Origin of the sequence: Streptomyces spirodelae, from assembly GCF_017676385.1 — a bacterium.
Classification (GTDB): Bacteria; Actinomycetota; Actinomycetes; order Streptomycetales; family Streptomycetaceae; genus Streptomyces; species Streptomyces spirodelae.
Genome location: NZ_JAFFZN010000015.1, coordinates 95,564 through 116,773 on the forward strand (window position 1 = coordinate 95,564; position 21,210 = coordinate 116,773).

The following is a 21,210-nucleotide window of genomic DNA, read 5'->3' on the forward strand; positions in this document are numbered from 1 at the left end:
CTTTCTGAAGGAGAGTCTGGAGGTCGGGCTGTCAGGCGCGTGGGAGCGCGCTCAGCGCCGCGACATGTACATGTCGAGCGCCTTGTGCAGCAGCTTGTTGAGCGGGAAGTCCCACTCACCGAGGTACTCGGCCGCCTGCCCACCGGTGCCGACCTTGAACTGGATCAGGCCGAACAGGTGGTCGTTCTCGTCCAGCGAGTCGCTGATGCCGCGCAGGTCGTAGACGCTCGCGCCCAGCGCGTAGGCGTCCTGGAGCATCCGCCACTGCATCGCGTTGGACGGCCGCACCTCGCGCTTGTGGTTGGCCGAGGCGCCGTAGGAGTACCAGACGTGGCCGCCGACGACCAGCATCGTGGCGGCGGAGATGCGCTCGCCCTCGTGCTCGGCGAAGTACAGCCGCATCCGCTGCGGGTCCTCGGCGTTCAGGACGTTCCACATCCGCTGGAAGTACGCCTTGGGGCGGGGGCGGAACTTGTCGCGCTCCGCGGTGATCTCGTACAGCCGCTGCCACTCGTCCAGGTCGTACGGGTTGGCCATGTTGCCCTGGACGACCTGCACACCGGCCTTGTCGGCCTTCTTGATGTTGCGGCGCCACAGCTGGTTGAAGTTCTTGTGCACTTCTTCGAGGGAGCGGTTCTCCAGCGGCACCTGGAAGACGTAGCGGGGCTGTACGTCGCCGAAGCCCGCGCCGCCGTCCTCGCCCTGCTGCCAGCCCATCCTGCGCAGCTTGTCGGCGACCTCGAAGGCGCGCGGCTCGATATGGGTGGCCTCGATGTCCCGCAGCCGCTTGACGTCCTGGTCCTGGATGCCCTTCTTGATGGCGGCCGCGTCCCAGCGCCGGATCACCACGGGCGGGCCCATCTTCACGGAGAAGGCGCCCTGCTTCTTGAGGTGGTCGAGCATCGGACGCAGCCACTCGTCCAGGTTGGGCGCGTACCAGTTGATGACCGGACCCTCGGGCAGATACGCCAGGTACCGCTTGACCTTCGGCAGCTGCCGGTAGAGGACCAGCCCGGCGCCCACCATCTGGCCCGTCCGCTCGTCGAACCAGCCCAGATTCTCCGCGCGCCACTCGTTCTTGACGTCCGCCCAGGCGGGCACCTGACAGTGGCTTGCCGACGGCAGGCTCTGGATATACGCCAGATGCTGCTCTCGGCTGACGGTCCTCAGGGTCAGGCTCATGGCGGGACGCTCCTCCGGCGAACTGACTGATGCTCGCCGGGAAGCCTACTGCCCCGCCCCTTGGCGTATGAGGGCTGCGCCCCGAAGGGGAGCGGGGCGGGGCCGCCGAAGGCTGGGGCGGGGCCGCCGGAGGCTATGGCACCAGGCCCCCGTGTGCCACACCCAGATAGAAGCCGACCGCCGCGGCGCCGAGTCCGATGATTGTGACGAACCGTTCACCGGTCGTCGCCGAGATGTACTGGCCCCAGGCCCCGGTCAGGATGCCGGCCAGCCCCGTCCACGAGCCGAGCACATGCAGCCCCGGCCACCACGCGGAGATGACGGCGATCAGGCCCAGCACCATGGTCGCGGTCGCGAAGGAGTTCTCCACCGGATGCCGCTTGCCGTCGGAGTTCAGATAGGAGAAGGGATGGTTCCAGCGCACTGCCTGTGCCATACGGCACCTCCTGTCAGAGCGTGGCGCGGACTGTAATGCCGCTCACATCTGAGGTGTCCAGATTGCTCCGGGTTACCCCCGGATTTCAACCGGAAGGCCGCAGCCAGGTAGGCTGGCCTGTCTGCGCCCCGTGGCATTCCACCGGCCCGCCGAGGGCCTGGTCCGTCAAAGGGCGCGGAAACGCATCACGACCCTCCTGCCACGGAACGACCGTGGCCGCTGAGTCCAGAGGAGGTGGGTTCCACATGCGTCACTACGAGGTGATGGTCATCCTCGACCCCGATCTGGAGGAGCGCGCTGTCTCCCCCATGATCGAGAGCTTCCTTTCCGTCGTCCGCGAGGGCAACGGCAAGGTCGAGAAGGTCGACACCTGGGGCCGTCGTCGTCTCTCCTACGAGATCAACAAGAAGCCCGAGGGCATCTACTCGGTCATCGACCTGCAGGCCGAGCCCGCTGTGGTCAAGGAGCTCGACCGGCAGATGAACCTGAACGAGTCCGTCCTGCGGACCAAGGTCCTCCGCCCGTCGACCCACTGAGGCCGACTCCCGAGTAGCACCGGGCACCAGGGGCTCCGGACACCAGCTTCCGTACCGGCCCCGGGCGCCACGCACCACAGCTCCATCGAGCACCACCACGCACCACAGCAGCCAGCAGCACGCCGAGAGGTTCACCCATGGCAGGCGAGACCGTCATCACGGTCGTCGGCAATCTCGTCGACGACCCCGAGCTGCGCTTCACCCCCTCCGGTGCGGCGGTCGCGAAGTTCCGTGTCGCGTCCACCCCCCGCACCTTCGACCGGCAGACCAACGAGTGGAAGGACGGCGAGAGCCTGTTCCTGACCTGCTCGGTCTGGCGGCAGGCGGCGGAGAACGTCGCCGAGTCCCTCACCAAGGGCACCCGCGTCATCGTGCAGGGCCGCCTCAAGCAGCGCTCGTACGAGGACCGTGAGGGGATCAAGCGCACGGTCTACGAGCTGGACGTCGACGAGGTCGGCGCCAGCCTCCGCAACGCCACGGCCAAGGTCACCAAGACCACCGGACGAGGCGGCCAGGGCGGCGGCTTCGGCGGTGGCGGCGGCCAGGGCGGCGGTGGCGGCTGGGGCGGCGGCCCCGGTGGCCCCGGCGGCCAGCAGGGCGGTGGCGCCCCCGCGGGAGACCCGTGGGCCACAGGCGCCCCGGCCGGAGGCGGCCAGGGCGGCGGTGGCGGCTGGGGCGGTGGCCCCGGTGGCAACGGTGGCGGCTACTCGGACGAGCCACCCTTCTGAGCGAAACTCATAGGAGTAGAGACATGGCGAAGCCGCCTGCTCGCAAGCCGAAGAAGAAGGTTTGCGTGTTCTGCAAGGAGAAGATCTCCTACGTCGACTACAAGGACACGAACCTGCTGCGGAAGTTCATCTCCGACCGCGGCAAGATCCGTGCCCGCCGGGTCACCGGCAACTGCACCCAGCACCAGCGCGACGTCGCCACGGCTGTGAAGAACAGCCGTGAGATGGCGCTGCTGCCCTACACCTCGACCGCGCGATAAGGGAAGGGTGACCACATCATGAAGATCATCCTGACCAACGAGGTCTCCGGCCTCGGTGCCGCCGGCGACGTCGTCGAGGTGAAGGACGGCTACGCCCGCAACTACCTGGTCCCGCGCGGTTTCGCGATCCGCTGGACCAAGGGCGGCGAGAAGGACGTCGAGCAGATCCGCCGGGCCCGCAAGATCCGCGAGATCGCGACGATCGAGCAGGCCAACGAGGTCAAGTCGCAGCTCGAGGGCCTGCGCGTCGGCCTCAAGGTGCGGGCCGGGGAGCAGGGCCGGCTGTTCGGCTCCGTCACCCCGGCGGACATCGCCGACGCCATCAAGGCGTCCGGCGGTCCCGACGTGGACAAGCGCCGCATCGAGGTGGGCTCGCCCATCAAGTCGCTCGGCGCCCACCAGGTCGCCGTCCGGCTGCACGCCGATGTGAGTGCCACGGTCGGCGTCGACGTCGCCGCCGCGTAACGCTGCGCTCGGCTCGAGCCGATGGGAGGGCGTACCCCGTGAGGGGTGCGCCCTCCGTCTTTTGGGGCTTCTCTTTTGGGGCTTCTCTTTTGGGGCTTCTCTTTTGGGGCTTCGCCCCCGCTGTTGGGGTGCCCCTGGCTGTGGGTTGCGGGCTGCGCGTTGTTTTCTGGTTGGTCGCGCAGTTCCCCGCGCCTCTTCGGGGCTCGCCCCTTCGGGGCGCTCACGCGCGTACCGCGCCCGTCACCGCCCAGCGGCCGGAGCGGGCGCGTAGGGCCAGAGTGACCAGGCGGGTGCCCATCATCAGGCCCGCGATCGTCCACCAGAGCGTGGTGAGGCCGCCTCCGAGAGCCGGGACCGCCACCGCGACCGGGGCGAAGACCGCGAGCGTCACCAGCATGGCGCCCGCCAGATACGGACCGTCGCCGGCCCCCATCAGCACTCCGTCGAGTACGAAGACGACGCCTGCGATGGGCTGGGTGAGGGCGACCACGAGCAGCACCGGCGTCAGCTGGTCGATCACGGCCTGGTCCGTGGTGAAGATCGGCATGAACAGGGGGCGCACCAGTGCGACGAGCACCCCCAGCACCACTCCGGACACCACCCCCCACAGCACCATCCGGCGGCAGGCAGCCTTGGCGCCCTCCGCGTCGGAGGCGCCGAGATAGCGGCCGATGATGGCCTGGCCCGCGATGGCTATGGCGTCCAGGGCGAAGGCCAGCAGCGTCCACAGGGTCAGCGTGATCTGGTGGGCCGCGATGTCCGCGTCGCCCATCCGCGCTGCGACCGCGGTGGCGATCATCAGGACGGCGCGCAGCGAGAGCGTACGGATCAGCAGCGGCACCCCGGCCCGCCCGCTGGCGCGGATTCCGGCGAGGTCGGGCCGCAGGGTGGCGCCGTGCCGCCGGGCTGCCCGGACCACGACGGTGAGATAGACGGCTGCCATCCCCCACTGGGCGAGCACCGTTCCCCAGGCGGAGCCGGCGATGCCCAGCCCGGCGCCGTAGACCAGCAGCGCGTTGAGCGTCGCGTTCGCGCTGAAGCCGCCGACGGCCACGTACAGCGGGGTCCTGGTGTCCTGGAGCCCGCGCAGCACCCCGGTCGCGGCGAGGACGACGAGCATCCCGGGGATGCCGAGCGCGCTGATGCGCAGATAGGTGGTGCCGTACGGTGCCGCGGTCGCTGAGGCGCCGAACGCGTCGAGGAGCACGGGCGCTGTCGGCAGGACCGCGGCGACGACGAGGGCGCCGAGGATCAGCGCCAGCCAGATGCCGTCGAGGCCCTGCCGTAGTGCGGCGGGCAGGTCGTCGGCGCCCAGGCGGCGGGCGACGGCGGCGGTGGTGGCGTAGGCGAGGAAGACGAAGACGTTGACGCCGGTCTGCAGGAGCGCGGCGGCGACACCGAGCCCGGCGAGCTGAGGGGTGCCGAGGTGGCCGACGATGGCGCTGTCGGCCATCAAGAAGAGGGGCTCCGCGACGAGTGCGCCGAAGGCGGGGAGGGCGAGCGCGATGATCTCACGGTCGTGGCGCCGCACGGTGGCGCGCGTGGTCGGGGAAGCGGGGCTCATAGGTTCGATCCAAACATCCACAGGTAATGAGTGCAAGGGGTTGTTGCCGCTTACTTGACGGTGTACGCGGCAGGCTTGAGCACCCTGGGTGATCCTCCTGGGGGGATGGCTGCGAAGTTTTTTCCCCGCACAGCCCGTGGATGGTAAATGTGCAGGTCAGAACGGGTGTGCGCGGCGGTCGTACAAGTAATCCACAGCGCTGTCCCCCGACTCGTGCACAGCTTTCGGCGGCTTCTCCACAGGTTGACCCCGGCTGTCCACACCACCCTGTGGATAAGGTGATTGGCTGAACCGTACGGGCCGCCTACCGTGTACCAGCGCCCGTTCCCCGTTCACCCTTTTCTCCAGCGTTCTTCACCGTCGGACCGACGCGCCGTAACCCGGGCCGGGCGGCTCGATTGCCAGCGTTTGTCAGTGCTGTGCCGTAAGACTGTGCCCTACGACAGGACCTGAGGGACCTGTGGCAGAACGACCTGTGGGAGGAGGCGAGGCGGGGTGACGCAGCAGCCCGAACACGTGGAAGACCCGTGGGCAGCAGACCTCGCCGAGGGGGGCTTCCACACCGCGCCGCAGGCGGCCCAGCCACCGCAGCACCGCCAGGGAAGCGGACCGGGCAACGGCCCGGGAGACGGCTCCGGGAACAGCTCCGGCAGCGGACGCGGCAACGGCTATGGAAACGGCTACGGGAACGGCTCCCGCGGCAGCTCCGGCGGCGCCGGTTCCAGCTCTGGTGGCGCCGGCTCCGCACTCGCCCTCCCCGAACAGCACGAACGCGGCCCCGAGGGCCCGCCAGGCGGCTTCGAACGGGTGCCGCCGCAGGATCTGGAGGCTGAGAAGTCCGTCCTCGGCGGCATGCTGCTGTCCAAGGACGCCATCGCCGACGTGGTCGAGGTCCTCAAGGGCAACGACTTCTACCGGCCCGCGCACGAGACGGTCTACCAGGCGATCCTCGACCTCTACGCGAAGGGCGAGCCCGCCGACCCCATCACCGTCACCGCCGAGCTGACCCGCCGCGGCGAGATCGCCCGCGTGGGCGGTCCCGGCTACGTCCAGGCCCTCGTCCAGGCCGTCCCCACAGCGGCCAACGCCGAGTACTACGCGGAGATCGTCCACGAGCGCGCCATCCTGCGCCGGCTGGTCGAGGCCGGCACCCGCATCACCCAGATGGGTTATGCCGCGGACGGAGACGTCGACGACATCGTCAACGGCGCCCAGGCCGAGATCTACGCCGTCACGGAACAGCGCACCTCCGAGGACTACCTCCCGCTCGGCGACATCATGGAAGGCGCCCTCGACGAGATCGAGGCCATCGGCTCCCGCAGCGGCCAGATGACCGGCGTCCCCACCGGCTTCACCGACCTGGACTCCCTCACCAACGGCCTCCACCCCGGCCAGATGATCGTCATCGCGGCGCGCCCTGCTATGGGTAAGGCTTTGGCGCTGGACACCCCGCTGCCCACGCCTCACGGGTGGACGACGATGGGGGAGGTCCAGGTCGGGGACGAGCTGCTCGACGCACACGGCAAGCCGACCAGGGTCACCGCGGCAACCGACGTCATGACGGACCGCGACTGCTACGAGGTCACGTTCGACGACGGCACCACCGTTGTGGCGGACGCCGAGCACCAGTGGCGGACCGATACCCGCGCCGCACGCCGTGCCGCACAAGGAGCAGCCGCGAAGGGTGACGGGAGCACTCCACGCGTCCTCCCCTCGGTGAGGACCACCCGGGAAATCGCCGATACGCTGCGCTGCCGAACGGCCGACGCCCGGCTCAATCACTCGGTGCGCAACGCGGCGCCCCTGGACCTTCCCGAACAGGACCTCCCCCTCGCGCCGTACCTGCTGGGCGCGTGGCTCGGTGACGGCCACTCCGCCGCCGCCCGCATCACCACGGTCGACCCTGAAGTGCTGCTCAACATCGAGGCCGAGGGATACCTCACCTCGCCGGTGGGCGAGGCGACGGCGACCTACGGAATCCAGCTGGCCGAGCCCCGCCGACGCCCGGCCGAGCGGGTGTGCGTCGTCTGCGGCAGGTCATTCCTCCCCAAGCTCCCACACGTCAGGAGCTGCGGACGCTCCTGTGGCGGCCGGGCACGGTTCCTCTCGCCACCGGAGCCGACGACGAGCTGTGCCGACTGCGGAAAGCCGTGCCACTCCGCCATGACCCCTCCGCGGTGCGGAGACTGCTCCCGCAGCAAGGGCAGTGTCCAGGCGATCCTCCGTTCCCTGACCGTGCTGGGGGACAAGCACATTCCCCAGAGCTACCTGCGGGCCTCTCAGGTGCAGCGCCGAGCGCTGCTGGCGGGGCTTCTGGACACGGACGGCACCGCGGACAGGACCGGGTCCGTCAGCTTCGCCGTGACCAACCGACGACTGGCCGAGGACTTCCGGGAGCTGGTCGTGAGCCTCGGCTACCGCTGCGGATGGTCGACGCGTCGGGTGCGTGGCCGCAGCGACGAGACGTCAACTTTGTACGAAGTCACGTTCACCACGCCCGACGACGTCTTCCGGCTGGAACGCAAGCGGCTGGCGCACAAGGAACGCGGCCGGGACAGCCACCCCCGTACGCGCACCCGGTTCATCACCTCCGTGCGGCCCGTACCGAGCGTGCCCGTGCGCTGCGTCCAGGTGGACAACGCGGACCATTTGTACCTCGCCACGAGGTCCATGATCCCCACACACAATTCCACGCTCGCACTGGATTTCGCCCGGGCCTGCTCCATCAAGCACGCCATGCCCAGTGTCATCTTCTCGCTGGAGATGGGGCGGAACGAGATCGCGATGCGGCTGCTGTCCGCCGAGGCGCGGGTGGCGCTGCACCATATGCGGTCCGGTTCCATGACGGACGAGGACTGGACGCGGCTGGCCCGTCAGATGCCGCAGGTGACCGACGCGCCGCTGTACATCGACGACTCACCCAACCTGTCGATGATGGAGATCCGCGCCAAGTGCCGCCGCCTCAAGCAGCGCAACGATCTCCAGCTGATCGTCATCGACTATCTCCAGCTGATGCAGACGGGCGGCTCCCGCCGCCCCGAGAGCCGTCAGCAGGAGGTCTCGGAGATGTCCCGTAACCTCAAGCTCCTGGCCAAGGAGCTCGAGGTCCCCGTCATCGCCCTCTCCCAGCTCAACCGCGGCCCCGAACAGCGCACGGACAAGAAGCCGATGGTGTCCGATTTGAGGGAATCGGGCAGTATCGAGCAGGACGCGGACATGGTGATCCTGCTGCACCGTGAGGACGCCTACGAAAAGGAGTCCCCGCGCGCCGGCGAGGCCGACCTGATCGTCGCCAAGCACCGCAACGGCCCCACAGCCACCATCACGGTCGCCTTCCAGGGCCACTACTCACGCTTCGTCGACATGGCCCAGACGTAGCAGCAGCGTTGTAGGTTCTCTGTCTCCGTCAGGTGGTGCCGCTGGACTTGTCCCTGCGGCCGACCGTCTCCCGACCACCCTTGTGTTCGTCCGATACTTGCTGGCCCGACACCCTGCTCCCCCCAGCTCCAGCCACCAGCGGGCCGCCGGCGCCGCAGCAGCCGACCTCAAGCGGCGACTCCCCACAGCATGACTGGAGGAGCTGCGGCGCACCCACACGTTCGCAGCGATCAGCTGCTCGTGAGGTTGTTCAGGCGGACGAGCGGCCGACATAGTGCCTTCATGACTGTTGGGTTCAGTGGAGACGTGGCCGAGTACTACGCGAAGTACCGGCGGGGATACCCCCAGCAAGTGCTCGACTTCCTCCAGGACTACTTCTCCCTGACAACAGACGACAGCGTCCTGGACCTCGGATGCGGCACGGGGCAGCTCGCCCTCCCGCTTGCTCCCCGAGTCCGATCGGTGATCGGCATGGACCCCGAGCCGGACATGCTTCGTCTTGCTCGTGCAGCCGCAAGCCATTGCGAAGTCCGCAACGCCACCTGGGTGCTCGGCGCCGACACCGACGTTCCTGCACTCGGCATGCTGCTGGGCCACGCGTCTTCCCTTGCGATGACCGTCGTCGGGCAGGCTCTCCACTGGATGCGGCACGACGACCTGTTCCGGGACTTGCTCCCGCTGTTCCGCGCAGGCGGAGGCATCGCCGTGGTCGCCAACGGGGCACCGCTATGGCTACAGGACACTGCCTGGTCCCGCGCTCTGCGCACCTGCCTGGAACAGCACTTCGAGACTGAACTGACCGCATCCTGCGGGACCGCTGATCAGGACCGGGTCCGGTATGCACAGGCCCTCGAAGACGCCGGCTTTTCAGACGTGCGGAGCACGACGGTCTCCTACCCAGACGAGCTGACATTTCAGCAGGTCATCGGCGGTCTCTACTCCGCCATCCCCGCAGAGCAACTACCGAGGATCGATCAGCGACCGGCGTTCGAGGAGAACGTCCGGAGGGCACTGCCGGGCGCGGAGCCCTTCCCCGAGCAGGTCCTGGTCTCCGTGCTCGTCGGCCGGACTGCCTGATGGGATGCACACCGTCCCCAGCTGGGGAAATGCCATGCTGCTGAGACAACCGCCAAACGGCACGTCCTGAGACAAGGAAGCGGAGCCCAGGTCACAGATCCGCCGCCGGACAGCGAAGCTGAGAACCTACATCCCCGGCTGACGCGGCAACGGCCCATGGGGGCCTCTGCTTCCGTGTCACGTTCTCCCCCGTGATGTTCGGGCGAGGGCAGCGAGGTTCCAGTGGGGGCTGCCGGGCGGTTCAGGGGGTGACCGTGTCCGGGAACCGGCGCTGTGTGCGGCCTGCGACGAGGAGTTGGTGGAGGCGCGCGAGTGCGGCGATGAGGGCGGCTCGCTCTTCGTCGTCCGCCCCGGCCAGGGCGTTGGTCAGGGTCTTGTCGGCGCGTCCGGCGCGGCGCTGTTCGCCGGCGGCGCGGATCGCCTCGGTGACGTCGACCAGGGTTCTGCGACCGTCGGCAGGGTCGGCTGCGGTGGTGACCCAGCTGCGGCCTACCAGGGTCCGCACGCTGGTGGAGACGCGGCTCTGGGCCAGGCCGGTGCGCTTGGCGATGTCGCCTACGGCGCTGCGGCCGTTCAAGAAGAGGTCCTGGAGGACCAGGAACTCACCGGGGGCGAGATCGGGTGCGTCTGCGCCCATGTCTTCGAGGGCGATCTCGGCCAGGCGGCGGCCGAGCTGATACAGCTCGCTCATCTCCATCCCTCCAAGTTACATCTCCAGTGATGCATCTCCAACAGATGTATCTTGACAGATCTATCTCCAGAGATACATCTTCGGAGATGTAAATGGTGAGCCCGATCCCCTGGAGAGAAACCGTGAGCCTTGGCGACTACCTGCTCTACACCGGCCTGTTCCTCGTGATACTCGCCACCCAGCTCGGCACACGGCGTCCGGATGCCAGGCGGCTACTCCTGCCGGTGGCCATCGTCGCGGGTGTCGGATTCAAATACCTCAAGGAGATTCCCCCCGGGAGCACAGCGCACCTGATCGAGGCGGCCGGGCTCGCGGTCGGCCTGCTGTTCGGCCTGGCCTCGATCGCCTTGATCCAGGTTCGCCGCGACCCGGCCGACTCGCGCCTGGTCACCGTCGCGGGCTGGCCCTACGCGGCACTGTGGACGGCCGCGATGGTCCTGCGCCTGGGCTTCGCGTACGGCTCCACCCACTGGTTCGGCCACGCCCTCGCGACGTTCTCGACCCGGCACCAGGTACCGGCCGCCACCTATGGCACCGCGTTCGTCCTCATGGTTCTGGCCATGATCACCGTCCGGACCGTCGGCGTCCTCGTCCGTGCCCGCCTCGCGGGAGCCACCGTCGACCTCGGCGCGCTGCGCATTGCTCGCCGCGTCGCCCGCTGAGCACCGTATGCGCGCGGTACCCGGTTTCTCCCTCTCGTTCGGCCCGCCCCAAGGCGAGAACCACGAGGGAAGGAGACGGAGTTGTCAGGCTGACAGCGCCTGTTCGGGCCAGGTGGATTCCTGGGTGCAGGCCGTGGACAGGTCGTCCAGTGAGAGTTTCAACGCGGTGGCCAGGGCTGCCACGGTGAAGAAGGCCGGGGTGGGGGCCCGTCCGGTCTCGATCTTGCGCAGCGTCTCGGCCGATACCCCGGCCGCCGCGGCGATCTCGGCCATGCTGCGTTCGCCGCGCGCCTGACGCAGCAGCGCGCCCAGGCACTCTCCGCGCTGGCGTTCTTCCGGAGTCAGAGGTGTCCTCACCATGCTCGCGATTCTAATACCGTGATACTAATACCGGTATAAAAATTGGCCTCGGTTGAGGAGAGAGGGAGGCGCGGGACATGGTGGAGCTCAAGACGAAGACGGCGCTGGACGCGATGAGGGAGGCAGGCCGTGTGGTGGCCCAGGCACTCGACGCCGTCCGGGAAGCGGCCGGGGTCGGGGTGTCCCTGCGGGAACTGGACGAGGCGGCCCGCGCCGTACTGAGCCGGGCCGGGGCCGGGTCGCCGTTTCTCGGCTACCGGCCGTCCTTCGCCCCCACCCCCTTCCCCGCAGTGATCTGCGCCTCGGTCAACGACGCCATCGTGCACGGCGTCCCCGGCGGCTACCGGTTGCGCGACGGCGACCTGGTCAGCATCGACTGCGGTGCCGAACTCGACGGATGGACCGGTGATGCCGCCGTCAGCTTCACCGTCGGCACCCCGCGCCCCGCCGATCTGGAGTTGATCGAGGCGACCCAGGGGGCACTCGAGGCAGGCATTGCCGCCGCCCGGCCCGGCAACCGCGTCGGCGACATCTCCCACGCCATCGGCGCTGCCGCCCGAGCCGCCCGCTGCGGCATGCCCGCCGACTTCGGCGGCCACGGCATCGGCCGCCGTATGCATGAGGACCCGCATGTCCCCAACCGGGGACGTCCCGGCCGGGGTTTCCCCCTCCGCCCCGGGCTGGCCCTCGCCATCGAACCCATGTTCCTGGCCGGCGGCCGCGACGACTACCGCGCCGACGCGGACGGCTGGACTCTCCGTACCACCGACGGCAGCCGAGCCGCCCACATCGAGCACACCGTCGCCATCACCGAAGAAGGACCTCGTATCCTCACGCTGTCCTGAGAAACGGCAGCTCTGACGGGAGCTGCTGTGGTGGTCGTCCGGGACGGGGGGCCTGGGGGGGCCTGGGGGGGCGGTTCGGTCTACGCGGCTCCGGCCGGCTCCGTCACCGGGAGGCATTCGGCGAGCAGGGCGACGATGTCGCGCCAGGCTCGCTCCGCATGCCGTGGATGGTGGCCGACGCCGGGGACCACGGTCTGGTCGACCGGCGGATGGTGGAAGGCGTGCAGCGCGCCGCCATAGACGACGAGGCGCCAGTCGACGCCCGCGGCCTGCATCTCGGCGGCGAACGCGTCCCGTTGCGCGGGCGGCATGATCGGGTCCTCCGAGCCGACCCCGGCCCACACCGGGCAGCGAATGCGTGCCGCCTCGCCCGGCCGGCCCGTGGTCAGCGCGTTGACCGTGCCGATCGCGCGCAGGTCGACGCCGTCGCGCCCGAGTTCGAGCACGATCGCGCCGCCGGTGCCGTAGCCGACGGCGGCGATCCGGTCGGCGTCGGTCCGCGGTTCGGCGCGCAGCACGTCGAGCGCCGCGTGGCCGATACCCCGCATCCGGTCCGGGTCGGCGAGCAGGGGTGTCGTGTGCGCCAGCATCTCCTCGGGGTCGGTGAACCACCGTCCGCCGTTGATGTCGAAGGCGAGTGCCACGTATCCCAGTTCGGCGAGCGCTTCGGCCCGGTGGCGCTGGAAGTCGTTGAGCCCCGGTCCCTCGGGCCCGATCAGGACCGCGGGCCGGTGGTCGGCACCGGCGGGGAGCGCGAGGTGCCCGACCATCGTGAGGCCGTCGGCCGGGTACTCGACCGTGCGTGTGGTGACCATCGTCATGGGACCGGACTGTAGTGATCGTGAGGGCGGGATGGACCGGTCTTCACCGTGGGCAGAACGGTGCGGTGATCGGCTCCGGGCGAGGTCCGCCGTCTGCGGTCCTGGCCGCCGGAGACCCGTGATGGCTTGCCGAGGGCCGTCAGCCGGTCGAGGGGGGCTGGCTTTGCGTTCACTGACGCAATCGTGGTGACCGTGAACGAGCCGCTTCTGACAGCGGCTGACAGCGGCTGACGGTGGCCGACGGCGGCGACGCGGTTGGCGTGACGTGGCTCCGCCGGGCAGCGAGGTCGTCGTTTTCGCGGCTCGGTGAACCCCCTCCTGGTAAATCGCTCGCGCCACGGTACCTAGGGGTTCTAGGCTATAGCTAGAAGCCCAAGGAGACGCGAGGAGGGTGCATGGCGAGGGCCGGGCTGACGGCGGAGCGGGTGACGATCGCGGCTGCCGAGCTGGCGGACGAGGTCGGGCTCGACCAGGTGACCATGTCGCAGGTGGCGCGGCGGCTGGGTGTGAAGGACGCGAGCCTCTATTCGCATGTCCGCAGCCTGGAGGAGCTGCGCGGGCGGATCGCTCTGCTGGCGGCGGACGAGAAGACCATCCGTATCGCGGAGGCGACCGCCGGGCGCGCGGGCAAGGACGCGCTGATCGCGTTCGCGAATGCCTGGCGGGAGTACGCCCACCGGTATCCGGGCCGTTACACGGCGACGCAGTCCCAGGTCCGGATCGACCCGGAGCTGGTCGCCCGAGCGCCCGGACCACGGCGCGCTGTCGAGCTGACGTACGGCATGCTGCGCGGCTACGGGCTGGCCGAGCCCGACCTGACCGACGCGGTACGGCTGCTGCGCAGCACGTTCCACGGGTTCGTCGCCCTGGAGGCGGCGGGCGGCTTCGCGCACGAGCGTTCGCCGCAGCAGTCCTGGCCTCGCGCCCTTGAAGCGCTGCACGCCCTTCTGGAGCGCTGGCCCTCTTCCGGAGAAGGAGATTCCGCATGACCGGTCCGACCCTCGGCAGCCTGCGCGTGCACGGCGCGACCCTGCACTACCAAGTGCGCGGTCAAGGGCCGCTTCTGCTGCTGATCCCCGGCGGGGCCGGCGGCGCGGCGTCCTTCGACGGCATCGTCGACGAACTGGCCGCCGCGTACACGGTCGCGACCTACGATCCGCGCGGTATGTCCCGCAGCACGCTGGACGACCCCGAAGCCGAGCAGCGGGTCTCCGAGCACGCCGATGACGCGTTCCGGATGCTGGAGCTGCTGTCGCCCGGTGAGCCCGCCCGGGTGTTCGGCGCCAGCTCGGGCGCGATCGCCGCGCTGCATCTGCTCACTGCCCACCCCGAACGCGTCGCCCGTGTCGTGGCGCACGAGCCGCCAGTGGTGGAGGTCCTGCCGGACGCGGCCGAACACCGCGCACTCGTCGCCCGTGTGCGGGAGACGTTCCGCACACGGGGGCTCATGCCGGCGATGGCCGTATTCGCGGCGGGGCTGAAGAAGGACGCGGGGCCGAAGGAGGACGGCGACGCTGCTGAGCAGCCGGTGGCCGGGGCCGAGCAGGAGGTCGAGACGAGGCTTCCACCGCAGGCCGCGGGGCGGGCCGAGCAGACGATGGCGAACCTCCCGTACTTCGTCGGGCGCATCGTGCCCGGTTTCATGTCCTATGTCCCGGACGTTCAGCGGCTGGAGGCGTTCTCGGACCGGCTCGTGCTCGCCTGCGGCCAGGATTCACGCGGCGAGCTGCCCTACCGTCCGGCCGCCTTCCTGGCCCAGCGCCTCGGCACGGAGCTGCTGCACTTCCCCGGTGGGCACACCGGACTGACCACGCACCCCGAGGAGTTCGGCGCGCTCCTGCGGCACGCCTTCCACGCCACGGCCTCCCAGGGCCGGAGGCCGTCACCGTCGAAGGCGGACTCGGCACCGGTCGCGTAGCGGGCGCCGTAAGGAGGGAGGGGAAGGCGTCGATGGCCAGGGCGGCGATTGCCGGATCCGTCGTGTGACGCGGTCGGCAGGGGTCGTTGTCAGTCCCGTGGGGCATGCTTGCGGACATGAGTGTGGATGCGGTCGGGGTTTCCGGTGTGGGCGTGGGTGCTTCGGAGTTGGGCCGGATCGAGGGGGCGTTGCGGGCGTCCTGGGGCGCTGACACGTGTGCCCCGGACGAGCTGGAGCGGGCGGGCTGGAGCCCCGCCAACCCCGCGTGGGGGCAGTGCGACGTGACGGCGCTGGTGGTGCACGATCTGCTGGGCGGGGAGCTGATGTGCGGGGAGGTGTACGCGGAGAACGGCCGGCGGCAGGGCTTCCACTGGTGGAACAGGCTGCCGGACGGCTCCGAGATAGATCTCACCCGCGACCAGTTCCGCGCCGGGCAGGTCGTCATGGAGGGCGTCTCCGTGCCGCGCCCGATGGGGCACTCGCTGCGCAGAGCCGCTGAGTACGGCCTGCTGCGCGCGCGGGTGTGGGAGCGGCTCGGTCTCCCGGCCGGTACGGCACAGGGCGCGTGCGGTTCCGGTCCCCGGGGCGGGTCGGCCGTCAGGGGATCAGCAGCACCTTGCCGAGGCCGGCGCGGTGCCGGATGAGGCGGTGCGTCTCCTCGGCCCGGATCCTCCACGAGCCGGAGAAGGACGGCTATGTGCGACGCGAGCCGCACCCGCGCCGACTTCCTGGCTCTGTTGGAGCGTGCGGCGCGCCTGTGAGGTGCGGCGCGCTGGGAGGGGGCGCGCTTGCGAGGGGTGAGTGCTGGTGGCCGCTCAGGCCAGGGGCATCTTGAAGCCTAGGTGTGAGGCTTGGAAGCCCAGACGCTCGTAGAAGCGGTGCGCGTCGACGCGGGTGGCGTCGGAGGTCAGCTGCACCAGCACGCACCCCAGGCGCCGTGACTCGGCGACGGCCCACTCGATGAGCCAGGTGCCCATGCCGCTGCCCCGGTGGTCGGCGTGGATGCGTACGGCCTCGATGAGGGAGCGCGCCGAGCCACGCCGGGACAGGCCCGGGATGACCGTGAGGTGCAGGGTGCCGACCGTCCCGCCGTCCAGTTCGGCGATGACGAGGTGCTGGTTGGGGTCGGCGTCGATCCGGTCGAACGCGGCGCGGTAAGGGGCGAGATCGGACGGCGTCTCGCGGGTGGCGCCGAGCGGGTCGTCGGCGAGCATGGCGACGATCTCGGGGATGTCCTCGGCGGTCGCCCGGCGGACGGTGAACTCCTCGGCGGGCGGCTCGGCGGCCGGGGTCGCCGCGCCGGCTGAAGTCGTGGTCATCCTCGGCACCCTACGCCTACGGCGTTTCCGGCGGGTGTAGCTGGGTCGGGGCTGCCCCTTGCTGCCCGTCGCAGGCTGCGGGTGGGTTGCGGCTCGGGGGTACCTCCCGGCCGAAGGCTGGGGGAGCGCCGTTCCCCCGCGCCCCTCCGGGGCGCGCACCCTGCGCTGCTGCGCTCGGAGCACCTCACCTGCCATCCGGTGCACGGCGGCCCTGCGCGCGGCGGCCCTGCGCGCGGCGGCGAACTGATCGCGCCCCGCGCTCGCACGGCCGTACGATCGCGAGTATGCAACCGGCTCAGCAGGCGACTCCGCGAACGGCGCCGGGACGGCGCCGACCTCGACTCCATCTCTTCGACCTGGACGGCACTCTGCTGTACGGCTCGGCGGCCTCCGTCGAGATATCGCGGCAGCTGGGTGTGGAGCGCGAGATCAGAGAGCTCGAACGCGCTTTTGCAGACCAGAAACTGACGCCCCCACAGTTCGCTCAGCGGGCCTGCGCATTGTGGTCGGCGCTCACCGACGAGACCGTGGCGGCCGCCTTCGCGGGAGCGCCGTGGCTGGCGGGTATCCGGGAGGTGTGGGCGCGGATCAGGGAGGACGGGGAGCGGTGCGCCGTCATTTCGCTGTCGCCGGATTTCTTTGTGCGCCGACTACTCGATTGGGGGGCCGACGTTACCCACGGTTCACGGTGGCCGGACGTTCCGCGCGCAATTCCGAACGGAAGTACGAAGTACCCGATGCGTCCCCTGGAGCCGGCGGGGATTCTTTCGCCCTCGTCAAAGGTCATGATCGCCAAGGAGCTGTGTGCCCAATTCGAGGTCCGGGCCGAGGACTGCGTGGCCTACGGGGACTCACTCTCCGACGCCGAGCTGTTCGCCACCGTCCCGGTCTCGGTGGCGGTAAACGCCGATCAGCATGTGCGCTCCCTCGCTTCGCACCACTACACCGGTCGTGATCTCAGGGACGCGTACGGACTCGTCTCCCTGCCACGGTAATTCATGTTCCAGTTCCGAATGACGGAATTCGGTGGAACCGCGAACAGGGGTTGTGGCGTGAAGGCTTCACGGTATGGTCGGGTCCCTCCCGCAACGTGATGTAAGGACTGCAAAGGTTTCCTTGCTCGATGTTGGCCGGGGGCGGTTTACCGAAACTTTCGGAACACGGATGTGCACAGAACGTCCGGAAGAGGTACGAGGCGAGGCGAGCATGACCACCATGTCGGGCAGCGACGGTGCGTCCGCCGGTGGCAGCGGCGGACGGGGATGGTTCACCCCGGCGTCCGATGCCGCACCCGCGGAGCGCCCCGCGCCAGACGCACCTGATACGGCAGCGACCCCGCAGGGCACCACGACGGTCGCACCTGAGCCGGAACCGGTACCGGAAGCGGAACCACACCCGGCACCGCCGCAAGCGGCGGCGGCCCCCACCCCGTCGGCGGCGCCCGAGAGCCGAGCTTCGGCGGCCCCCACCGACCAGCTCGCCGACTCCGAGCTGATCCGGACCTCCATGGCGGAGCTGGAACGTTCCTCCGAGGCGGCGACCGCGTACTTCTACGCGCTGCTGTTCGTCCAGTATCCGCACCTGCGCGAGATGTTCCCCGCCGCCATGGACAACCAGCGCGACCGGCTCTTCCGCGCGCTGCTGACCGCCGTACGCCTCTACGACGACGGCAAGATCCTCACCGAATACCTCGGCAATCTGGGCCGGGGCCACCGCAAGTACGGCACCCAGCCGACCCACTATCCGGCCGTCGGCGAGTGCCTGATGGCCGCGATCGCCCGCTACACGCCGCAAAGCTGGGGGCCGCGCACCGAGGCGGCCTGGGTACGCGCCTACACCGCGATCTCCCAGACGATGATCGACGCGGCGGCCGAGGACGAGAAGCGGGCACCGGCCTGGTGGGATGCGGAGATCGTCTCGCACGAGCTGCGCACGCCGGAGATAGCCGTGATCACCGTACGCCCCGACAAGCCGTACCCGTTCCGGGCCGGGCAGTACACCAGCCTGGAGACGCCCTGGTGGCCGCGGGTGTGGCGGCACTACTCGTTCGCCTCGGCACCCCGCCCCGACGGCCTGCTGACCTTCCACGTCAAATCGGTGCCCGCCGGATGGGTCTCCAGCGCGCTGGTGCAGCGCGCCCGCCCCGGCGATGTGCTGCGACTCGGCCCGCCCGCCGGCTCGATGATCGTCGACCACCGGGCCGACAGCGGCCTGCTGTGCCTGGGTGGCGGCACCGGAATCGCACCCATCAAGGCGCTGGTCGAGGACGTGGCGGGGCAGGGCAGGCCGCGCCCGGTCGAGGTCTTCTACGGTGCGCGCACCGATCACGACCTCTACGACCTGGACACCATGCTGCGCCTCCAGGAACGCCATCCCTGGCTGTCGGTACGCCCCGTCGTCGCGGCTGGCCGGGCGCGCGCCGCCGCCGAGGCGCTTGCGGGCGAGCTCCCCGACGCGGTACGCAGATACGGCCCTTGGTCCGCTTACGACGGCTATCTGTCCGGGCCGCCCGGAATGATCAGGACCGGGGTCGAGACGTTGGTCGGCTGCGGCATCCCGACCCACCGCATACGGCACGATTCCCTCGACGAACTGGTCGGGCAGGGGGCTTGAGTGGTGGGGTGTGCGGATCGTGGCTGTCGAGGGCCGGCCGGTTGACGAAAGGGACGAGTGGCGGCGTTGAGTGACGCGAACGGATACGGCGGCGGATCCGCGGGGCACATAGCGGGCACGGACCACGGTCCTCCGGGACGGCGGCCGCCCGGCAGCGACGGGGAGCGCGCGCTCCAGCAGCGGATCGGCTCCGACGGCCGTGCCCAGCGGTTCTACCAGGACCAGGTGCTCGACCATCTGAACGAGCGGATGCGGGAGTTCACCCACCAGCAGGAGATGTTCTTCCTCGCCACCGCCGACCGCCACGGCGAGTGCGACAACAGCTTCCGCGCCGGCCCTCCGGGGTTCCTACGGGTCCTGGACGAGCGCACGCTGGTCTTCCCCGAGTACCGCGGCAACGGGGTGCACGCCAGCCTCGGAAACATCCAGGAGAACCCCCATGTCGGGCTCCTCCTCATCGACTTCCTCCGCGCCAGGATCGGACTGCACATCAACGGCCGGGCCGAGGTGCTGGACGACGCCGAACTGCGCCCCTGGGTCCCCGACCTTCCGCAGGACCCGGTGCCCGGACGGCGGGCCGTGCTGTGGGTGAGGGTCGATGTGGAGGAGGCGTACATCCACTGCGCCAAGCACATCCCCCACCTCCAGAAGGCGCCGCGCCGACCGGCGCGCGAATGGGGCACCGACGACTACAAGCGCAAGGGCGGCGACTTCTTCGGCGCGGCCCGCGACGCCCGCGAGGCCCGCCGCGAAGCGGCGGCCGTCTCGGAGCCGACCGTCTCGGAGCCGGCCGCCTCGAACGGAAGCCCGCGTACCGCCGCGGGCGGCCGGTCGGGCAGCAGTGCGCGGGGCGCGCACGCGTTGGGAGACGTGCACGCGTTGGGAGACGTGCATGTTCCGGCAGAGACGAATGCTCCGGCAGAGGCGAGCGGTTTGCCGGATGTGAACGCTCCGATAGAGGCGAGCGACCCGGCAGAGGTGAACGCTCCGACGGAGGTGAACGCTCCGACGGAGGTGAACGCTCCGACGGAGATGAGCGGTCCGCAGGAGGCGGAGGGCGTACCGGCCGAGGAGACGCTCACACTGGCGGCGCCACCGCTGCCGCCCGGGCTCCCGTCGATCCCGAACGCCCCAGACACCCCGCCCACCGCACCCGCGCCCGCACCACCCACCGCACCCGCACCGCCCGCTGCGGCCGGCGACGCCGCGTCACCCGCACCGGTGGCCTCCCCCGACGACGCCACCCCGCCGGTCCCCCCGTTCCCGGTGTCCCCACCGGCGCCCGCCGTGCCACCTGCCCCTGCCGCCCCACCCGCCCCCGTGTCCACTCCCACGAATGCGCACGACGAGGAGTCGGTGCCTGCCCCGTCCACTATGGCTGCCGGACCCGCTCCGGAGCGGGAACGTACAGCCGGGTCCGGGAACACCCCGGACCCGGCAACCGCCCCCGGCAGCGGTCCTGACGCCGATGGCGGCGCCGGGCCGGGGTCCGGCTCCGTGCCGTTGCCTCGGCAGCGGCGGCATGCGGCCGAGACACCGTCCCCCGTATCCACGGTCTCCTCGGCGGTCTCCGCCGCGATGTCGGCCCGCGCCGGGAAAGTGGAGGGCGGCGAGCACGCCCGCGACATCTCCGCGTGGCGGCTGGAGGCGGAACGGGCGCTGGCCGAGGCGCAGCGACGGGGCCGCGGCGCGGAATCCGACCAGGACCGCGAAGCCGCGTCCTTTCAGGGCTGGTTCGGCTAGCCCTCACGTAGCTCGGGGCAACTCACCCCAGGTCAGGGGCGAGCAGGGCCTGGACGCCCTCGATGTTGGCGGCGAGGTAGGCCCGCAGCGAGGGCGGTACGACCTCGACCGAGGTGACGCCCTCCGGTGTGAAGGGCAGCCGTACGATCTCGTACTCCCCCTGCGGCTCCTCGACTTCGGGTCCGTGCCGTAGGCGGGGGTCGAGGGAGACGAGCCGGCACACGAAGAAGTGCTGAACCTTCACCCCGCCCGGCGTCTCCTCGGGATCACTCACCGTGTCCACGAAAGCGGGCACCACATCGGTGATCTCGGCACCCAGCTCCTCGGCCACTTCGCGGTGCAGTGCCTCGACCACGGTGTGGTCCACATCGGGTTCGACTCCGCCCCCCGGTGTGATCCAGTACGGCTCCTGACCGGGCTTGGTGCGCTTGATGAGGATCATCTCGGCGGGCTCGCCGGGGGCGGCGCCGGGCGCGAGAAGGACGGCGCGGGCAGTCCGCTTGACCACGGGACGTTCGACGAACATGCAGGAGGTCTGGCCCACATCGCCCCGGGCCAAACCCTCCGCTTTCGTCACCGTGCGTTGCGGGCCATTAAATCTCCCGATAAGTC

Annotated in this window: 22 protein-coding genes; 14 read left to right on the forward strand and 8 right to left on the reverse strand. The window is 70.1% G+C overall.

Features of this window, described 5'->3' with window-relative positions; genetic code table 11:
• Window positions 1-51: 51 nt before the first annotated feature.
• Both JW592_RS17555 and JW592_RS17560 read right to left on the reverse strand, forming a co-directional pair.
• A complete protein-coding gene (locus JW592_RS17555) occupies window positions 52-1,182 on the reverse strand; it encodes a lipid II:glycine glycyltransferase FemX (protein WP_209266070.1) in 1,131 nt (376 codons plus the stop codon).
• A gap of 133 nt (window positions 1,183-1,315) precedes the next feature.
• A complete protein-coding gene (locus tag JW592_RS17560; protein ID WP_209266071.1) occupies window positions 1,316-1,618 on the reverse strand; it encodes a hypothetical protein in 303 nt (100 codons plus the stop codon).
• 245 nt (window positions 1,619-1,863) lie between these two features.
• On the opposite strand from JW592_RS17560, the gene rpsF reads away from it, so the two are divergent.
• The 4 genes from rpsF (at window position 1,864) to rplI (ending at window position 3,607) form a co-directional block, all read left to right on the forward strand.
• The gene (rpsF, locus tag JW592_RS17565) at window positions 1,864-2,154 is read left to right on the forward strand and encodes a 30S ribosomal protein S6 (protein ID WP_209266072.1); all 291 of its coding nucleotides are present in this window, start codon (window positions 1,864-1,866) and stop codon (window positions 2,152-2,154) included.
• 137 nt (window positions 2,155-2,291) lie between these two features.
• A complete protein-coding gene (locus JW592_RS17570; protein ID WP_209266073.1) occupies window positions 2,292-2,882 on the forward strand; it encodes a single-stranded DNA-binding protein in 591 nt (196 codons plus the stop codon).
• A gap of 23 nt (window positions 2,883-2,905) precedes the next feature.
• Entirely contained in the window at window positions 2,906-3,142 is a 237-nt protein-coding gene (gene rpsR, locus JW592_RS17575; protein WP_003978893.1) for a 30S ribosomal protein S18, read from the forward strand.
• Between the two features lie 18 nt (window positions 3,143-3,160).
• Window positions 3,161-3,607, forward strand: a complete 447-nt coding sequence (rplI, locus tag JW592_RS17580; RefSeq protein ID WP_209266074.1) for a 50S ribosomal protein L9 — start codon at window positions 3,161-3,163, stop codon at window positions 3,605-3,607.
• Window positions 3,608-3,827: 220 nt separating this feature from the next.
• Here the strand turns inward: rplI and JW592_RS17585 are convergent, their stop codons facing one another.
• The gene (locus JW592_RS17585) at window positions 3,828-5,171 is read right to left on the reverse strand and encodes an MATE family efflux transporter (protein ID WP_209266075.1); all 1,344 of its coding nucleotides are present in this window, start codon (window positions 5,169-5,171) and stop codon (window positions 3,828-3,830) included.
• Between the two features lie 495 nt (window positions 5,172-5,666).
• Here JW592_RS17585 and dnaB point away from each other — a divergent pair, with 495 nt between their 5' ends.
• Both dnaB and JW592_RS17595 read left to right on the forward strand, forming a co-directional pair.
• Window positions 5,667-8,549 carry a replicative DNA helicase gene (gene dnaB / locus JW592_RS17590; protein ID WP_209266076.1) on the forward strand — a complete coding sequence of 961 codons (2,883 nt, stop codon included), beginning with the start codon at window positions 5,667-5,669 and terminating at the stop codon, window positions 8,547-8,549.
• Window positions 8,550-8,855: 306 nt separating this feature from the next.
• Window positions 8,856-9,626 (forward strand): class I SAM-dependent methyltransferase, encoded by a 771-nt coding sequence (locus tag JW592_RS17595; RefSeq protein ID WP_209266077.1) that lies wholly within the window; start codon window positions 8,856-8,858, stop codon window positions 9,624-9,626.
• Between the two features lie 241 nt (window positions 9,627-9,867).
• On the opposite strand, the gene JW592_RS17600 is transcribed toward JW592_RS17595, so the two are convergent.
• Window positions 9,868-10,317, reverse strand: coding sequence for a MarR family winged helix-turn-helix transcriptional regulator (locus JW592_RS17600; protein ID WP_209266078.1), 450 nt, complete (start codon window positions 10,315-10,317; stop codon window positions 9,868-9,870).
• Window positions 10,318-10,439: 122 nt separating this feature from the next.
• On the opposite strand from JW592_RS17600, the gene JW592_RS17605 reads away from it, so the two are divergent.
• Window positions 10,440-10,979 carry a hypothetical protein gene (locus JW592_RS17605; protein ID WP_209266079.1) on the forward strand — a complete coding sequence of 180 codons (540 nt, stop codon included), beginning with the start codon at window positions 10,440-10,442 and terminating at the stop codon, window positions 10,977-10,979.
• Between the two features lie 84 nt (window positions 10,980-11,063).
• Here the strand turns inward: JW592_RS17605 and JW592_RS17610 are convergent, their stop codons facing one another.
• On the reverse strand, window positions 11,064-11,339 hold the full coding sequence (locus JW592_RS17610) for a helix-turn-helix domain-containing protein (RefSeq protein WP_209266080.1): 276 nt from the start codon (window positions 11,337-11,339) through the stop codon (window positions 11,064-11,066).
• Window positions 11,340-11,416: 77 nt separating this feature from the next.
• Here JW592_RS17610 and map point away from each other — a divergent pair, with 77 nt between their 5' ends.
• A complete protein-coding gene (map, locus tag JW592_RS17615; protein WP_209266081.1) occupies window positions 11,417-12,184 on the forward strand; it encodes a type I methionyl aminopeptidase in 768 nt (255 codons plus the stop codon).
• 80 nt (window positions 12,185-12,264) lie between these two features.
• On the opposite strand, the gene JW592_RS17620 is transcribed toward map, so the two are convergent.
• Window positions 12,265-13,005, reverse strand: a complete 741-nt coding sequence (locus JW592_RS17620) for a dienelactone hydrolase family protein (protein WP_209266082.1) — start codon at window positions 13,003-13,005, stop codon at window positions 12,265-12,267.
• Window positions 13,006-13,400: 395 nt separating this feature from the next.
• On the opposite strand from JW592_RS17620, the gene JW592_RS17625 reads away from it, so the two are divergent.
• The 3 genes from JW592_RS17625 (at window position 13,401) to JW592_RS17635 (ending at window position 15,567) form a co-directional block, all read left to right on the forward strand.
• Window positions 13,401-13,994, forward strand: coding sequence for a TetR/AcrR family transcriptional regulator (locus JW592_RS17625; RefSeq protein WP_209266083.1), 594 nt, complete (start codon window positions 13,401-13,403; stop codon window positions 13,992-13,994).
• On the forward strand, window positions 13,991-14,923 hold the full coding sequence (locus JW592_RS17630) for an alpha/beta fold hydrolase (protein WP_209266084.1): 933 nt from the start codon (window positions 13,991-13,993) through the stop codon (window positions 14,921-14,923). The genes JW592_RS17625 and JW592_RS17630 overlap by 4 nt, the downstream gene beginning before the upstream one ends.
• A 116-nt stretch (window positions 14,924-15,039) precedes the next feature.
• Window positions 15,040-15,567, forward strand: coding sequence for a YunG family protein (locus JW592_RS17635; protein ID WP_229376261.1), 528 nt, complete (start codon window positions 15,040-15,042; stop codon window positions 15,565-15,567).
• Window positions 15,568-15,738: 171 nt separating this feature from the next.
• Here JW592_RS17635 and JW592_RS17640 read toward each other — a convergent pair whose 3' ends face one another.
• Complete coding sequence (locus tag JW592_RS17640) at window positions 15,739-16,242, reverse strand: GNAT family N-acetyltransferase (RefSeq protein WP_209266085.1); 504 nt, start codon at window positions 16,240-16,242, stop codon at window positions 15,739-15,741.
• Window positions 16,243-16,526: 284 nt separating this feature from the next.
• Between JW592_RS17640 and JW592_RS17645 the strand changes: the two genes are divergently transcribed.
• From JW592_RS17645 to JW592_RS17655, 3 genes are all read left to right on the forward strand, one after another.
• The gene (locus JW592_RS17645; RefSeq protein ID WP_209266086.1) at window positions 16,527-17,237 is read left to right on the forward strand and encodes an HAD family hydrolase; all 711 of its coding nucleotides are present in this window, start codon (window positions 16,527-16,529) and stop codon (window positions 17,235-17,237) included.
• A gap of 211 nt (window positions 17,238-17,448) precedes the next feature.
• The gene (locus tag JW592_RS17650; protein ID WP_209266087.1) at window positions 17,449-18,855 is read left to right on the forward strand and encodes a globin domain-containing protein; all 1,407 of its coding nucleotides are present in this window, start codon (window positions 17,449-17,451) and stop codon (window positions 18,853-18,855) included.
• Window positions 18,856-18,921: 66 nt separating this feature from the next.
• Complete coding sequence (locus tag JW592_RS17655; protein WP_229376263.1) at window positions 18,922-20,598, forward strand: pyridoxamine 5'-phosphate oxidase family protein; 1,677 nt, start codon at window positions 18,922-18,924, stop codon at window positions 20,596-20,598.
• 22 nt (window positions 20,599-20,620) lie between these two features.
• Here the strand turns inward: JW592_RS17655 and JW592_RS17660 are convergent, their stop codons facing one another.
• Entirely contained in the window at window positions 20,621-21,124 is a 504-nt protein-coding gene (locus tag JW592_RS17660; RefSeq protein ID WP_209266088.1) for an NUDIX domain-containing protein, read from the reverse strand.
• Between the last annotated feature and the right edge of the window lie 86 nt (window positions 21,125-21,210).